The following is a 14954-nucleotide window of genomic DNA, read 5'->3' on the forward strand; positions in this document are numbered from 1 at the left end:
TGAAGGAACACCAGTGAACCGGCAGCCGTTGCGCCTCGCCATCATGGAAGCGACCCGCATCCTCACCGAGGCCGGTGTGGCGTCACCGCGTTCGGACGCGGAACTGATCGCCTCCCATGTCCTCGGCGTCGAACGCGGCCGCCTGCCGATGGTGCCGCTGGTGGACCCGCCCGTCATCGACGCGATCGGCCAGCTCGTGAACCAGCGGGCCAAACGGATCCCGCTGCAGTACCTCACCGGCTGGGCCGCGCTCGGCGACATCACGGTCAACGTCGGCGCCGGGGTGTTCGTCCCGCGGCCGGAGACCGAGCTGCTCCTGGAATGGGGCCTCAAACTGCTGCACGGGCGCGAGTATCCGGTGGTGGTCGACCTCTGCACGGGATCGGGCGCGCTGGCGCTGGCCGTGCAGCACGCGCGGCCGGACGCCGTCGTCTACGCGGTCGACATCGACGCGCAGGCGCTCGCGTGGGCCCGGCACAACGCGGACGTCCATGCCGACGCGGGGGACACGCCCATCCGCCTGTACTCCGGCGACGTCGCGGACAGCACGATGTTCGCCGAACTCGACGGGCTCGTCGACCTGGTCCTGTGCAACCCGCCGTACGTTCCCGACGGCACCCCTGTGCCGACGGAGGTCGCGGAGCACGACCCGCCGCGGGCGGTGTTCGCGGAGGAGAGCGGGCTGGCGGTGATCCGGCACGCGATCGCCGCGGCCGCGCGTCTGCTGCGGCCCACCGGCGGGATGGCGATCGAGCACGACGACACGCACGGTTCCGCCGTCCCGGCGCTCGTGCGGGCGCGCCGGGTGCTCACCGACGTCCAAGGGCACCTCGATCTCGCCGGGCGGCCGCGGTTCGTCACCGCCCTGCGGGTCTCCTGACTCTTCCTCCCGCGTTTCGTCCTCTGAATGCGGTACTTGCACGCGCAACTACCGCATTCAGAGGACGAAACGCGGAGGGGCGTTGGGCCGATAGTTAGCGGGACTCACGACTTCCGGCGGTGCCCAGGGCAAAGCCCACCTCCTAACGTCGATCACGGCCGCCTCATCGGCGGTCCGACTGGGAGGTGTACCCCGATGCGATCGTCTCTCCGACGAGCCCCACTCAGAACACTCGCCGTCCTCGCCACCGTCGCGCTACTGCCAGGTCTGGTGGCCCAGCCCGCGTCCGCCGCGGTGCCGGTGAAAGGCTGGCCCGCCCCGATCGACGGGTCGACCTGGGAGAACCAGGACCACATGACGTGGGACGACTACCGCAAGCCGCCCGGCACCAACTGGGCCGATCCCGCGCTGAAGCCGACAAAGCGGACGTTCAAGGGCGCCGTGGTGCTCGCGGACTACCCGGACCAGGAGTTCGCTGTCACGCAGCCGGCGCGTTCGACGGTGTTCGGCAACCCCGGGCCCGCCGCCAGCGACATCCCTCGCGCGAACGTCGCGAAGTTCTACCAGGACTTCCTCAACAAACCGCAGGCGCTGAACCAGGGCCACACCATCAACGAGTACTGGATGGAGGACTCCGGCGGCAGGATGGGCGTCGAACTGACCGCGTTCGGGCCGTACCGGCTGCCCGGCAAGTCCTTCGAATACGGCATGGAGTTCCAGCCCGACGCCTGCCCGCCGGGCGCGAACTGCAAGCGTGACCTGCGCGCGGACGCGGGCGCCGCCTGGCGGGCGGACGTCGGTGACGTCTCCAAGCAGTTCGACTTCATCTTCTATCTTTCCGCCGGTCAGGACGAGAGCGCGACCTGGCAGGAATTCGGCGTGATGAAGTTCGGTGAGCCGGGGAACGTGCCCGACGAATTCGGCCCCGGTGTCGCGGGAATGCCGAACGCCGCGCCCACCCGGTACGTTCCGTGGACGTCGTGGAAATCGGCGGCGAGTATCTGGCCGAACGCGGTCACCGGGTCCTCGACCCAGGCCGAAAGCTCGGGCCAGGCGGTATACGCGCACGAATTGAGTCACATTCTCGGTATCGGCGACAATTACAACAACCCGTTCGGCACGCCGCTGTCCAGGACCTACACCGGACCGTGGGAGATGATGTCGCGCGGCAGCTTCAACGGCCCCGGCGGACCGCACACGCGCTGGCAGATCCCGGCGACACAGGGCGGCTCGATGGGTTCGCACCACATGCTGCGCACCAAGATGAAGCTCGACATCATCGACCCCGAAGACGTCCTCAAACTCGACCGGAACCAGCTCGCCAAGACCGGGCCGGTTTCGGCAAGGGTCACGGCGCGTTCGGTCCTTCCTGGACAGGGCGCCTACAGCGGGATCAACATCGCGCTGACCGGCGGGGACCTTTCGCCGAAATGCGATCGGTCCAAGGATCCGTTCTGCGACGGCGGCGGATACCACAATTACACCGTCGAGGTCGTCGACCGGATGGGCAGCGATTCGTTCGCTCCCGATTCCGGGGTCATCATCGCGAAGACGAAGAACCAGGACAACGCGCCGTTCGAATGGATCGTCGACGCGAATCCGGCCGACATCGGCATGACCGACTACAAGAAGCCGGACGGCACCGCGGTGCCGATCACGATCGGCGACTACCGCCAGCTCAACGACGCGGCGTTCAAGGCGGGCACCGGCTCCGCGAGCAAGTACGAGTACACCGACGAGGCGAACAGGCTGAAGTTCCTCGTCTCGGACGTCGAGCGCGACCGCAAGGGCGTGCTGTCCTACGTCGTCACGGTGGCTTCGCTCGACGGCGCGGGCTCGCGGGCCAGGGGTGTTTCGCTGTGGCCGTCGGTTCCGGCGTTCGCCAAGCAGGGCCTCGCGAGCTGCTCGTTCCCGGTGCTCAACACCGGTGACGCGCGGGGCGCGGCGGCGCCGTACAACACCGACACCTACCGCCTGAGCGCGTCCACCACCGCGAAGGGCTGGGAGGTGCGGCTGCCGAACGAGCTGTCCACCGTTCCGTTCGGCGGGCGGTCTTCGGCGACGGCGCACGCCAAACGGGCCGCGGGCGGTGACCACGTCGCGCACATCAAGCTGACCGCGACGTCGATCGCGGATCCGGCGAAGACGGCGACGTCGTTCTGTACGGCTTTCGCCTTCTGACAGGTGCTCCGGATGCTATGAACGGGCCGTTCCTGGCGAATTTCGCAAGGAACGGCCCGTTCATGGCGCGGGGTGCGTGATCAGATGGACGACACGCGTGATCAGACGGACGACGTGCGTGATCAGATGGCCGACACGCGTGATCAGATGGACGACACGCGTGATCAGATGGACGACACGCGGCGGAGCCGGCCGGGACGGGGCACCTTGGCGAGCCCCAGAACGGCACAGGGCTACCCTCAAGGGCCATGAGCGCGGTGTACGACTGCAGCAAGCATGAATCCCGGGCCGACGGGCTCGCGGCGGCGGCGAGCGCCGTGCGTTCCAGCCGTCTCGTCGTCCTCCCGACGGACACGGTCTACGGCATCGGCGCGGACGCCTTCGACGGCGGCGCCGTCCAGTCCCTGCTCCGGGCCAAGAACCGCGGCCCGGACATGCCGGTCGGCGTGCTGGTCGGCTCCTGGTCCACTGTGGACGGACTCGTGCTCGGCACGCCGCCGCAGGCCCGCGCGCTCATCGAGGCCTTCTGGCCCGGTGACCTTTCGATCATTCTTCCGCACGCCCCGAGCCTGCAGTGGGATCTGGGCCAGTCACGCGGAACGGTGATGCTGCGGATGCCGCTGCATCCGGTCGCGCTGGAACTGCTGCGTGACGTCGGCCCGATGGCGGTCTCCAGCGCGAACGTGTCCGGGCGTCCGCCCGCCACCACCGCGCAGGAAGCGGTCGATCAGCTCGGTGACAGCGTCGCGGTCTACCTCGACGGCGGCTCGTCCGGAGAGCCCGTTCCGTCCACGATGGTCGATCTCACCGGCGACGACCCGGTCATCCTGCGGGAGGGCGCGGTCAGCCGGGCCGCCGTCGCGGAAGTACTGGGCGTGCCCGCGGAGTCACTCGCCTAGGACCGTGTCCGGGCGTATCCCCCCAGCGCGGTAGCGTGTTCGAGTGACTTGGACCTCGGCGGCGTAACGCATCATGCCTCCTACGCAAGGCCTCCCGATCCGGGAGTACCTCCTCGTCGCCCTCACCGCGGCGGCCGTGACCTTCCTGCTCACCGGCGTCGTGCGCCGGGTCGCGATCCGGATCGGCGCGATCGCCAACCCGCGGGCCCGCGACGTCCACGTCACCCCGATCCCGCGGATGGGTGGCATCGGGATCTTCCTCGGCGTCGCCGCCGCGATGGGGCTCGCGCACCAGCTGCCCGCGCTGAGCCGCGGGTTCGACTTCTCCTTCGATTCGCTGGGCGTCCTGCTCGCCGCGGGGGTGATCTCCCTGATCGGCGCCCTCGACGACCGGTTCGAGCTGGACGCCTGGACGAAACTGGCCGGCCAGGTCATGTGCGCCGGGATCCTGGTGATCTTCGGTGTGCAGTGGGTGTCGTTCTGGGTGCCGTGGGGCGGCGGTGGCGAGTCCTTCGGCCAGGTGCTGGTGCTGGACAAGAACCAGGGCGCGCTGCTGACCGTCGTGCTGGTGGTCGTCATGGTCAACGCGATGAACTTCGTCGACGGCCTCGACGGGCTCGCCGGCGGCCTCGGCTTCATCGCCGCCGCCGCGACGTGCTCCTTCTCCCTCGGCCTGCTCGACTCCTCGGGTGGCGACGTCGGCGCGTACCCGCCCGCCCTCATCGCCGCCACGCTCGCCGGGGCCTGTCTCGGCTTCCTGCCGTACAACTTCCAGCCCGCGAAGATCTTCATGGGCGACTCGGGTTCGATGATGATCGGCCTCATGCTGGCGGGGGCGACGACGTCCGCGTCGGGCCGCGTGCCGTACCCGCAGTTCAGCGGCAAGGACGCGCTCGCGCTGCTCTCGCCGCTCGTCGTGGTCGCCGCGGTGCTGTTCGTGCCCATGCTCGACCTGATCATGGCGGTCATCCGCCGCACCCGTCGCGGCGAGAGCCCGTTCGCCGCGGACAAGATGCATCTGCACCACCGCCTGCTGGAGATCGGCCATTCCCAGCGCCGCGCGGTGCTGCTCATCTACTTGTGGGCCGGCCTGCTCGCGTTCGGCGCCGTTTCGGTCACGCTGTTCGACAGCGCCGCGGTCTTCTGGATCGTCGGCTTCGGGTTCCTGCTGGCGACCCTGGTGTCGATCGTGCCGCGGCTGCGATCGCGGAACCGGACCGTCTGAACGCCCGTATCGGCGCGGGCCTACACTGGCTGGCTGAGACGACCAGGGAGTTTTCTGTGAGCGAGACCGAGAAGACCGTCGAGGCGGAGGAGAACCCCCACGCCAAGGTGGTCCTGCAGGCGGCCAACGCGATGACGAGGGCTTCCCTGATCGCGACACCGCCGGTCGTGCTGGCCTGCGTCGCGCTGTTCACCATCCTCAATGGACTCCCGGGCCTGTACGGCTCGGTGATCGGCGGCGTCCTCGCCATCCTGTCGTCCCTCGCGACCCTGGGCATGATGCGCTTCAGCGCGGGCATGGACCCGATGTTCGTGATGGTGATCGCTCTCGGTGGTTACGTCCTCAAGATCCTCGTGCTGTTCGGGGCGCTGACCCTGCTGCGCGGATGGTCCGACCTGCACCCGATGTCGCTGGGGATCACGATGATCGCGGCCATTCTCGTGTCCGCCGCCGCGGAGTTCGCCGCCTTCCGCAAGACCAAGATCCCGACGATCATCCCCGCTTCCCGCTGACCCCGGGACCGAGGTCCTGACCTGGGGCGGGACCTAGGTCCTCGGCCGATCGGGGGCAATGTAGTACGCCTGTACGGCCTGTCGGATCCTGCTGATATGGTCCGCGTATGGGCGGCGGCCTCGGCTGCCGGCTCCTGATGACGAACCCCGAACAGCAGTGTGGCGGCGGCGTTGAATCGTCCCCTCTTACCCGCTGGTAGGCGTCTGTCTCCCGGGAGCGCTGCATCGAGAATCCTCGTGTGCGGAACGTGAAACCGTGTTCAGCACATCGTGGGGTGGCCGCCTCCGACGGCCCGATACGTGTCGGGTACGTTAAGTCCAGATCGTGACGATTCCCCCGGCGGAGTGAACGCCGGCCGGGAGAACCGGAAGGAGCCCAGTGGGCGCGCTGGTACTAGCCGAGGGTGCGGAGTTCACGCCGCCTGGCGTCAAAGACTTCAACCTACCGCCGTTGTTCGGCTCCGGCTATTGGTTGAGCTTCACCAAGCCGATGTTGCTGGTGGTCATCTCCCTGATCATCATCGTCACCTACTTCATGGTGACGTCGCGCCGGTTGAAGGTCGTCCCGGGCAAGGGACAGTTCATGGCCGAGTCGATTTACAACTTCGGCCGCAACAACATCGCGCGGGAACAGATCGGCTCCGCCGACTTCAAGCCGTTCATTCCGCTGGTCCTGGGTCTGTTCAGCTTCGTGCTGGTGAACAACCTCTTCGGGATCATCCCGTTCTTCCAGTTCCCGACCATGGCGCGAATCGGTTTCCCGGTCGCTCTCGCGTTCCTCGTCGTTTACCCGGTGTACCACTACGTCGGGTTCAAACGCCACGGCTTCAAGGGTTACCTGAAGAAGGAACTGGCGCCGGCGGGTATTCCCGGATTCGTTCTGCCGCTGTACTCCACCATCGAGTTCGCGCAGAAGTTCTTCATCGCACCGGCCACGCTGGCCATCCGAGTCTTCGCGGCGATGTTCGCCGGGCACCTCATCATCATGGTCTTCACGCTCGGCGGGAGTTTCCTGCTGACCGAGGGCGAAGGCATCGTGAAGGTCGCGTCGCCGGTGGCGTTCCTCTTCGCCATCGCGATGACGTTCCTGGAGGCCTTCATCCAGATCCTGCAGGCGTACATCTTCGCACTGCTGTCCGCAGGGTACATCGGCGCCGCGCTGGCGTCGGAGCACTGAGAAACACCAAAAGCCCCCGATCCGCGTGAGTCGCGCGGACCGAGTTTGAAGGGAAACGCACGTGAGCAACATCGTTCTTGCGCAGGCTGCCGAGGCCGCTTCCAACATCAACCCGGGTCTCGCCGCCATCGGCTACGGCCTCGGCGCGATCGGCCCCGGTATCGGTGTGGGTCTGATCTTCGCCGCGGTCATCAACGGCACCGCCCGTCAGCCGGAGGCCCAGGGCAAGCTGCAGGGCATCGCCTTCTCGACCTTCGTGCTGACCGAGGTGCTCGCGCTGATCGGTATCGTCATCTACTTCCTCGCCTCCGGCGCCTGAGTTCTTTCGACTCATCTCGCTTTAAGGAGACGTTGTGCTGAAGACCGAATTGGTGTTGGCGGCTGAAGCGCCCAACCCGATCCTGCCGCACATTCCCGAGCTCATCCTCGGGTTCGTCGCCTTCCTTCTGCTGCTGTTCGTTCTGAAGAAGTACGTCGTCCCTCGTTTCGAGGCGGCCTACGAGGAGCGCACCAAGCTGATCGAGGGTGGCATCGAGCGGGCCGAGAAGGCGCAGGCCGAAGCCGAAGAGAACCTTGCGCAGTACAAGGCGCAGCTGGCGGAAGCCCGTTCCGAGGCCGCGAAGATCCGCGACGACGCGCGGCTCGAAGCCGAGCAGATCAAGGCGGAGCTGCGGGCCGAGGCGGAGTCCGAGTCCCAGCGCATCGTCGCCCAGGGCCAGGCTCAGCTGCAGGCCCAGAAGGCGCAGATCATCGCCGAGCTGCGCGCCGAACTCGGCCGTAACTCCGTCGAGCTGGCCAGCCGCATCGTCGGCGAATCGCTCGCGGACGACGCGCGCCGTCACGGCACCGTGGACCGGTTCCTGGCCGAATTGGAGACCACCGGTGCCAACGGTGCCGGTCTCGGAGCGGGAAAGTAGACCAGAATGACGCTGCATGCTGCGAGCCGTGAAGCGCTCGACCTCGCCGAGAATCGTCTCGGCGAGGTGTTGGCCGAAGCAGGCACGGACCCGACTGTGTCTTCCTCGGTCGGCGACGAGCTGCTTTCGGTCGTCGCCCTGCTGGACCGGGAGATCGGCCTGCGCCGGGCCGTCGCCGACGGTTCGGCCACGCCCGAAGCCCGGATCGGCCTCGCTCGCGGGATTCTCGCGGGCAAGGTTTCCGAGCCGGCCCTGCAGGTGCTCGACTCCGTGGCGGGCAGCCGCTGGTCGAGCCCGCGCGAACTGACCGACGGGCTCGAGGCCCTCGGCCGCTCGGCGCTGCTCACCAGTGCGGAGAAGTCCGGGAACATCGACGCTGTCGAAGACCAGCTGTTCCGGGTCACTCGTATCGTTGCGGGTGCGCCGGAGCTCGAACAGGCCCTTGCCGACCTGGCCGCTCCCGTCGAGGCGAAGCGGACCCTCGTCCGCACCCTGTTCGCCGACAAGGTGGACGTGGTCACCAAGACCCTCGTCGAGCAGGTCGTCCTGCGCGCCAAGGGCCGCGGGGTCGCCAACGCCCTCGAGCGGCTGGTCCAGCTGGCCGCGGAACGCCGTCAGCGCTCGGTCGCCCAGGTGACCAGCGCGAGCGCGCTGTCCGACGAGCAGCAGGCTCGGCTGAGCGAGAAGCTCAACGCCCTGTACGGGCGGCAGCTCGCGCTGCATGTCGAGGTCGACCCGTCACTGGGCGGCGGACTCGTGGTCCGCGTCGGCGACGAGGTCATCGACGGCAGCACCGCGGGGCGCATCGATGCCCTGCGTCGCCGGTTGGCCGGCTGACCCACAACAACGACTTTGCACACTGGCACGAACGAAGCGAGAGCGGGATTGAAATGGCGGAGCTGACGATCTCCTCGGATGAGATCCGTAGCGCGATCGAGAACTACGTCTCGAGTTACGCCCCGGACGTGAGCCGGGAAGAAGTCGGCGTCGTCATCGACGCCGGTGACGGTATCGCCCACATCGAGGGTCTTCCCTCGGCGATGGCCAACGAACTGCTCGAGTTCCCCGGCGGGGTCCTCGGCGTGGCGCTGAACCTGGACGCGCGCTCCATCGGTGCCGCGATCCTCGGTGACTTCGAGACCGTCGTCGAAGGCCAGGAAGTCAAGCGGACCGGTCAGGTCCTCTCGGTTCCGGTCGGCGAGGGCTACCTCGGCCGGGTCGTGAACCCGCTGGGCGCCCCGATCGACGGCCTCGGCGAGATCGAGACCACCGACCGCCGCCCGCTGGAGGTCAAGGCCGCTTCGGTGGTCGAGCGCCAGCCGGTGTCGGAGCCGCTGCAGACCGGTATCACCGCGATCGACGCGATGACCCCGATCGGCCGTGGCCAGCGTCAGCTGATCATCGGTGACCGCAAGACCGGTAAGACGGCCGTCGCGGTGGACACGATCATCAACCAGAAGGCCAACTGGGAGACCGGCGACCCGAAGAAGCAGGTTCGCTGCATCTACGTCGCGGTCGGCCAGAAGGGCTCCACGATCGCCGCGGTCAAGAAGTCCCTCGAGGACGCCGGCGCGATGGAGTACACCACCATCGTCGCGGCCCCCGCGTCGGACTCCGCCGGCTTCAAGTGGATCGCGCCGTACACCGGTTCGGCCATCGGCCAGCACTGGATGTACGAGGGCAAGCACGTCCTCATCGTGTTCGACGACCTGACCAAGCAGGCCGACGCGTACCGCGCGATCTCGCTGCTGCTGCGTCGCCCGCCGGGCCGTGAAGCCTTCCCCGGCGACGTCTTCTACTTGCACTCCCGTCTCCTCGAGCGGTGCGCGAAGCTCTCGGACGAGCTGGGCGCCGGTTCGCTGACCGGTCTCCCGATCATCGAGACCAAGGCGAACGACGTGTCGGCCTACATCCCGACCAACGTCATCTCGATCACCGACGGTCAGTGCTTCTTCCAGTCGGACCTGTTCAACGCCGGTCAGCGCCCGGCCATCGACGTGGGTATCTCGGTTTCCCGCGTGGGTGGTGCCGCGCAGGTCAAGGCGATGAAGTCGGTTTCGGGTTCGCTTCGTATCGACCTGTCGCAGTACCGCGAGCTGGAGGCCTTCGCGGCCTTCGCCTCGGACCTCGACGACGCGTCGAAGGCGCAGCTCGAGCGCGGTGTCCGCCTGTACGAGGTGCTCAAGCAGGCCCAGTACTCGCCGATCCCGGTCGAGGAGCAGGTCGTCACGGTGTACCTCGGCACGAACGGTCACTTCGACTCGGTCCCGACCGAGGACGTGCGCCGCTTCCGTGACGAGTTCATCGACTCCGCGCGTCGCAAGCACGGGGAGCTCCTCAAGGACATCCGCGAGTCGGGCAAGTTCTCCGACGAGACCGCTTCCGGGCTGGTCGACGCGGTGAACGAGTTCAAGAAGGAGTTCACCACCGCCGAGGGCAAGAGCCTCGTCGAGGTCTCCGACGCGATGGACGCCGAGAAGGTCGGGCAGGAGACCGTCAAGGTCAACAAGCCCGCCCCGAAGAAGTGAGCTGATAGCTCATGGCCGCACAACTCCGAGAACTCCGGTCGCGTATCAAGGCGACCAAGTCCATCGGCAAGATCACCAAGGCGATGGAGCTCATCGCCACCGCGCGCATCACCAAGGCGCGGGCGAAGGTCGCGGCGTCGAGGCCCTACTCGGACGAGATCACGAACGTGCTCTCGGCCCTGGCGGGCGCCTCGGCCAACCTCGACCACCCGTTGCTGGTCGAGCGCCCCAACCCGAAGCGCGCGGCGATCCTCGTGATCACCAGCGACAAGGGCCAGTGCGGTGGGTACAACTCCAACGTGCTGAAGGCGACCGAGGAGCTCGTCACGCTGCTGCGTGAGCAGGGCAAGGAGCCGGTGCTGTACGTGACCGGCGCCAAGGGCCTGAGCTACTACCGGTTCCGCGGCCGCGAGGTGACCGAAGGCTGGACGGGCTTCTCCGACCAGCCCGGTTACGTCAACGCCTCGACCGCCGGTGAACTCATCGTCGAGTCGTTCCTGAACGGCGCCGACGACGAGGCCGGCAACGCCGACGGCGTCCTTGGTGTCGACGAGATCCACGTCGTCTACACCGAGTTCGTCTCGATGCTCACCCAGCGTCCGACCGCCAAGCGCGTCGCGCCGCTCGAGGTCGAGTACACCGAGGACGGCGAGGAGAAGCCCGAAGGCCTGCTCCCGAGCTACGAGTTCGAGCCCAGCGCCGAAAAGCTGCTCTCCGCGTTGCTGCCGAAGTACATCAACACGCGGATCTTCGCGGCGATGCTCGAGTCGGCCGCGTCCGAACTCGCGGCCCGCCGCACCGCGATGAAGGCGGCGTCGGACAACGCGAACGAGCTGGTGAACACGCTGACGCGGGAGGCGAACCAGGCCCGCCAGGCGCAGATCACCCAGGAGATCTCCGAAATCGTCGGTGGCGCGAACGCGCTGACCGCAGCAGGAAGTGATGACTGATGACCAGTACTGAAACCCCGCGTGCCAAGGGGCGCATCGTCTCGGTGACCGGCCCGGTCGTCGACGTCGAATTCCCGCGCGGTTCCGTTCCCGACCAGTTCAACGCGCTCAAGGTCGAAATCGAGTTCGAGCAGCTGCGCAAGACGGTGACCCTCGAGGTCGCCAGCCACCTCGGTGACAACCTCGTCCGCACCATCTCGCTCCAGCCGCAGGACGGCCTGGTGCGTGGTGCCGAGGTCACCGACACCGGCGGCCCCATCACGGTCCCGGTCGGCGACAAGGTCAAGGGCCACGTCTACAACGCGCTCGGCGAGTGCCTGGACGAGCCCGGCTACGGCGACGACCTCGAGCGCTGGGGCATCCACCGCAACCCGCCTTCCTTCGACCAGCTCGAAGGCAAGACGAAGATGCTGGAGACCGGCCTCAAGGTCGTCGACCTGCTGACCCCGTACGTCGAGGGTGGCAAGATCGGCCTGTTCGGCGGTGCCGGCGTCGGCAAGACGGTGCTCATCAAGGAGATGATCACCCGTGTCGCCCGGAACTTCGGTGGTACCTCGGTGTTCGCCGGTGTCGGCGAGCGCACCCGTGAGGGCAACGACCTCTTCCTGGAGATGTCCGAGGACGGCGTCATCAACGACACCGCCCTCGTCTTCGGTCAGATGGACGAGCCGCCGGGCACCCGTATGCGGGTCGCGCTGTCCGCGCTGACCATGGCGGAGTACTTCCGCGATGTGCAGAACCAGGACGTGCTGCTCTTCATCGACAACATCTTCCGGTTCACCCAGGCCGGTTCCGAGGTGTCGACCCTGCTGGGCCGGATGCCTTCGGCCGTGGGTTACCAGCCGACGCTGGCCGACGAGATGGGTCAGCTCCAGGAGCGGATCACCTCGACCCGTGGTCGTTCGATCACCTCGATGCAGGCGATCTACGTCCCCGCGGACGACTACACCGACCCGGCCCCGGCCACGACGTTCGCCCACCTGGACGCCACCACGGAGCTTTCGCGTGGCGTGTTCCAGAAGGGCATCTTCCCGGCGGTGGACCCGCTGGCGTCGACGTCGACGATCCTCGACCCGGCCATCGTCGGTGAGGACCACTACCGCGTGGCCTCCGAGGTCATCCGGATCCTGCAGAAGTACAAGGAGCTGCAGGACATCATCGCGATCCTCGGTATGGACGAGCTCTCGGAAGAGGACAAGCTCACCGTTCAGCGCGCGCGCCGCATCGAGCGGTTCCTGTCGCAGAACATGCTGGTCGCCGAGGCGTTCACGCAGATCCCGGGCTCGACCGTGCCGCTGTCGGAGACCATCGAGTCCTTCGACCGCATCACCAAGGGCGACTTCGACCACTACCCGGAGCAGGCGTTCCTGGGTATCGGTGGCCTCGAAGACCTCGAGAAGAAGTACAAGGAAATCACCAAGAAGTGATGTTCCGATGAGCGGCGGGATCAGTGTCTACTGTGGACGCTGGTCCCGTCGTTCGCATACCGGGATCGTTGACTATTACACTCGGTGCCAGCACCTGAAGTGAAGGGAAGCTACGTGGCTGAGATTTCTGTCGAGCTGGTAGCCGTCGAGCGCCGTCTCTGGTCCGGTACCGCCACGTTCGTGGTGGCGCAGACCACCGAGGGCGAGATCGGCGTCATGGCCGGTCACGAGCCTGTACTCGGTCAGCTCGTCGAGGGTGGCGTCGTCAAGGTGACGACCACGGACGGCGAGACCGTGACCGCCGCGGTGCACGGCGGCTTCCTGTCGGTCACCGCGACCGGCGTGAGCATCCTCGCGGAGAGCGCTGAGCTTTCGCACGAGATCGACGTCGATGCGGCCAAGAAGGCGCTGACCGGCGAAGACGAGCAAGAGCGGGCTAGGGCGACCGCCCAGCTCCGCGCGGCCGGTCAGTCAGTCTGACCGGGCGAAGGACAGGGGCCGGGCCGTGGAAATCGCCGTGGGTGTTCTCGGGGCCCTGACCATCCTGGCCGTCGTCGTGGCCTGGTATTCGTTGCGGTGGGTCCGGATGCGCCGCGGTGGTGGCGTGAGTGTCGCCCTGCGGTGGCGTCCGGACGAGGCGCGGTCCAGCTGGCATCTGGGGCTGGGCCGCTACGAGGGCGACGAGTTCGTCTGGTTCCGGGTGTGGAGCCTGCGGACCGGCCCGGACCGGGTCTTCCAGCGGGCGAGTATGGAGATCGCGGACCGGCGCGATCCCTCCGGCACGGAGGCGTACGCCGTCCCCGAAGGCTCGATCGTCCTGCGATGTGAGTCCGCCACGCAGGAGGCGATCGAGATCGCGATGGGTCCCGGTGCCCTCACCGGCTTCCTCTCCTGGCTGGAGTCGGCCCCGCCGGGCCGCCGCCTCCCACGCGCTTCCTGAGTTACGCCTTCGATCACGCGAGTCGCGCCTTCAATCACGCGAGTTCGCCGTTCCGGCACGCCGTATGCTCACGCCGTGACCATCGTCGACATCCCCGGTTCGAAGTCGATCACCGCCCGAGGCCTGTTCCTCGCGGCCGCCGCCCACGGGACGACCGTGCTGGGCAGGCCGCTGCGTTCGGATGACTCCGAGGGCTTCGCCGAAGGTCTCCTCAAGCTCGGCTACCAGGTCTCCCGCACTGACGGGGAGTGGACGATCGACGGCAGGCCCGAGGGTCCCGCCGTCGACAGCGCCGACGTCTTCTGCCGCGACGGCGCCACCACCGCGCGTTTCCTGCCCGCGCTGGCCGCCGCCGGGCACGGCACCTTCCGCTTCGACGCCTCCGAGCAGATGCGCGCCCGGCCGCTGGGGCCGCTGACCGACGCGTTGCAGGAGCTGGGGGTCGACTTGGCCTTCGAAGGCACGCCGGGGCACCATCCGCTGCTCGTGCGGGCCGACGGGATCAAGGGCGGGGAGCTGACGCTGGACGCGGGGCTGTCCTCGCAGTTCCTGACCGCGCTCCTGCTGGTCGGGCCGCTGACGTCCGAGGGGCTGCGGATCACCGTGACGGACCTCGTTTCGGTGCCCTACGTCGAGATCACCATCGCGATGATGCGGCGCTTCGGCGTCGAGGTCGTCCGGGACGGCGACACGTTCGTCGTGCCGCCCACGCCGTACCGGGCATGCCGCTACGAGATCGAGCCCGACGCTTCGACGTCCAGCTACTTCTTCGCGGCGGCCGCGCTGACCGGCAACTCGGTGACCGTGCCGGGCTTGGGTGACGGTGCCCTGCAAGGAGATCTGGCCTTCGTCGAGGTCCTGCGACAGATGGGCGCGGACGTCGAGGTGGGGCCGGACGCCGTGACCGTGACCGGAACAGGCGGGCTGCGCGGCGTCACCGTGAACATGCGCGACATCTCCGACACCGTGCCGACGCTCGCGGCCATCGCGCCGTTCGCGGACGGGCCGGTGCGGATCGAGGACGTCTACAACACGCGGATCAAGGAATGCGACCGGCTCGCGGCCTGCGAGGAGAACCTGCGCGCGATGGGCGTTTCGGTCGAGACGGGGCGGGACTGGATCGAGATCCGGCCGGGCGTGCCGACGGGGACCCTGGTGAAGTGCCGGCGGGACCACCGGATCGCGATGGCGTTCAGCGTCACGGGGCTGCGGACGCCGGGGATCACGCTGGACGACCCGGGTTGCGTGAAGAAGACGTTCCCGGGCTTCCATGACGCCCTCGCCTCACTCCGGGCTTCTTGGGGCCTTTGACGCATTT

General features: G+C 67.7%; 15 protein-coding genes. All 15 read left to right on the plus strand.

What is annotated here, in order from left to right; genetic code table 11:
• Positions 1 to 13: 13 nt before the first annotated feature.
• Positions 14 to 880, plus strand: a complete 867-nt coding sequence (gene prmC, locus ACLJQ7_RS24865; protein WP_410650566.1) for a peptide chain release factor N(5)-glutamine methyltransferase — start codon at positions 14 to 16, stop codon at positions 878 to 880.
• 195 nt (positions 881 to 1075) lie between these two features.
• On the plus strand, positions 1076 to 3061 hold the full coding sequence (locus ACLJQ7_RS24870; RefSeq protein ID WP_410650567.1) for a M6 family metalloprotease domain-containing protein: 1986 nt from the start codon (positions 1076 to 1078) through the stop codon (positions 3059 to 3061).
• A gap of 248 nt (positions 3062 to 3309) precedes the next feature.
• Entirely contained in the window at positions 3310 to 3960 is a 651-nt protein-coding gene (locus ACLJQ7_RS24875) for an L-threonylcarbamoyladenylate synthase (RefSeq protein WP_410650568.1), read from the plus strand.
• 73 nt (positions 3961 to 4033) lie between these two features.
• Complete coding sequence (locus tag ACLJQ7_RS24880; RefSeq protein ID WP_410650569.1) at positions 4034 to 5185, plus strand: glycosyltransferase family 4 protein; 1152 nt, start codon at positions 4034 to 4036, stop codon at positions 5183 to 5185.
• A gap of 56 nt (positions 5186 to 5241) precedes the next feature.
• The gene (locus tag ACLJQ7_RS24885) at positions 5242 to 5697 is read left to right on the plus strand and encodes a hypothetical protein (protein ID WP_410650570.1); all 456 of its coding nucleotides are present in this window, start codon (positions 5242 to 5244) and stop codon (positions 5695 to 5697) included.
• A 379-nt stretch (positions 5698 to 6076) separates the two neighbouring features.
• Positions 6077 to 6874 carry a F0F1 ATP synthase subunit A gene (atpB, locus tag ACLJQ7_RS24890; protein ID WP_410650571.1) on the plus strand — a complete coding sequence of 266 codons (798 nt, stop codon included), beginning with the start codon at positions 6077 to 6079 and terminating at the stop codon, positions 6872 to 6874.
• A gap of 61 nt (positions 6875 to 6935) precedes the next feature.
• Positions 6936 to 7193, plus strand: a complete 258-nt coding sequence (locus ACLJQ7_RS24895; protein ID WP_125785136.1) for an ATP F0F1 synthase subunit C — start codon at positions 6936 to 6938, stop codon at positions 7191 to 7193.
• A 34-nt stretch (positions 7194 to 7227) separates the two neighbouring features.
• Complete coding sequence (locus tag ACLJQ7_RS24900) at positions 7228 to 7791, plus strand: F0F1 ATP synthase subunit B (protein WP_410650572.1); 564 nt, start codon at positions 7228 to 7230, stop codon at positions 7789 to 7791.
• A 6-nt stretch (positions 7792 to 7797) separates the two neighbouring features.
• Complete coding sequence (locus ACLJQ7_RS24905; protein WP_410650573.1) at positions 7798 to 8628, plus strand: F0F1 ATP synthase subunit delta; 831 nt, start codon at positions 7798 to 7800, stop codon at positions 8626 to 8628.
• Positions 8629 to 8681: 53 nt separating this feature from the next.
• A complete protein-coding gene (atpA, locus tag ACLJQ7_RS24910) occupies positions 8682 to 10319 on the plus strand; it encodes a F0F1 ATP synthase subunit alpha (RefSeq protein WP_410650574.1) in 1638 nt (545 codons plus the stop codon).
• A gap of 11 nt (positions 10320 to 10330) precedes the next feature.
• Positions 10331 to 11269 (plus strand): F0F1 ATP synthase subunit gamma, encoded by a 939-nt coding sequence (locus ACLJQ7_RS24915; protein ID WP_410650575.1) that lies wholly within the window; start codon positions 10331 to 10333, stop codon positions 11267 to 11269.
• Positions 11269 to 12696 carry a F0F1 ATP synthase subunit beta gene (atpD, locus tag ACLJQ7_RS24920; RefSeq protein WP_410650576.1) on the plus strand — a complete coding sequence of 476 codons (1428 nt, stop codon included), beginning with the start codon at positions 11269 to 11271 and terminating at the stop codon, positions 12694 to 12696. Before ACLJQ7_RS24915 ends, atpD begins: the two co-directional genes overlap by 1 nt.
• 114 nt (positions 12697 to 12810) lie before the next feature.
• Complete coding sequence (locus ACLJQ7_RS24925) at positions 12811 to 13176, plus strand: F0F1 ATP synthase subunit epsilon (protein WP_410650577.1); 366 nt, start codon at positions 12811 to 12813, stop codon at positions 13174 to 13176.
• A 25-nt stretch (positions 13177 to 13201) separates the two neighbouring features.
• The gene (locus ACLJQ7_RS24930; RefSeq protein WP_039915170.1) at positions 13202 to 13636 is read left to right on the plus strand and encodes a DUF2550 domain-containing protein; all 435 of its coding nucleotides are present in this window, start codon (positions 13202 to 13204) and stop codon (positions 13634 to 13636) included.
• A 75-nt stretch (positions 13637 to 13711) separates the two neighbouring features.
• Positions 13712 to 14947, plus strand: coding sequence for a 3-phosphoshikimate 1-carboxyvinyltransferase (aroA, locus tag ACLJQ7_RS24935; RefSeq protein ID WP_410650578.1), 1236 nt, complete (start codon positions 13712 to 13714; stop codon positions 14945 to 14947).
• Positions 14948 to 14954: the final 7 nt, after the last annotated feature.

Origin of the sequence: Amycolatopsis sp. cmx-4-54, assembly GCF_046548895.1 — a bacterium.
Taxonomy (GTDB): Bacteria; Actinomycetota; Actinomycetes; order Mycobacteriales; family Pseudonocardiaceae; genus Amycolatopsis.

Excerpts from the sequence above, each read along its gene's own strand:
- ACLJQ7_RS24870 (WP_410650567.1), top strand. The coding sequence starts at position 1,076 with ATGCGATCGTCTCTCCGACGAGCCCCACTCAGAACACTCGCCGTCCTC.
- ACLJQ7_RS24875 (WP_410650568.1), top strand. The coding sequence starts at position 3,310 with ATGAGCGCGGTGTACGACTGCAGCAAGCATGAATCCCGGGCCGACGGG.
- ACLJQ7_RS24880 (WP_410650569.1), top strand. The coding sequence starts at position 4,034 with ATGCCTCCTACGCAAGGCCTCCCGATCCGGGAGTACCTCCTCGTCGCC.
- ACLJQ7_RS24905 (WP_410650573.1), top strand. The coding sequence starts at position 7,798 with ATGACGCTGCATGCTGCGAGCCGTGAAGCGCTCGACCTCGCCGAGAAT.
- atpA (WP_410650574.1), top strand. The coding sequence starts at position 8,682 with ATGGCGGAGCTGACGATCTCCTCGGATGAGATCCGTAGCGCGATCGAG.
- ACLJQ7_RS24915 (WP_410650575.1), top strand. The coding sequence starts at position 10,331 with ATGGCCGCACAACTCCGAGAACTCCGGTCGCGTATCAAGGCGACCAAG.
- atpD (WP_410650576.1), top strand. The coding sequence starts at position 11,269 with ATGACCAGTACTGAAACCCCGCGTGCCAAGGGGCGCATCGTCTCGGTG.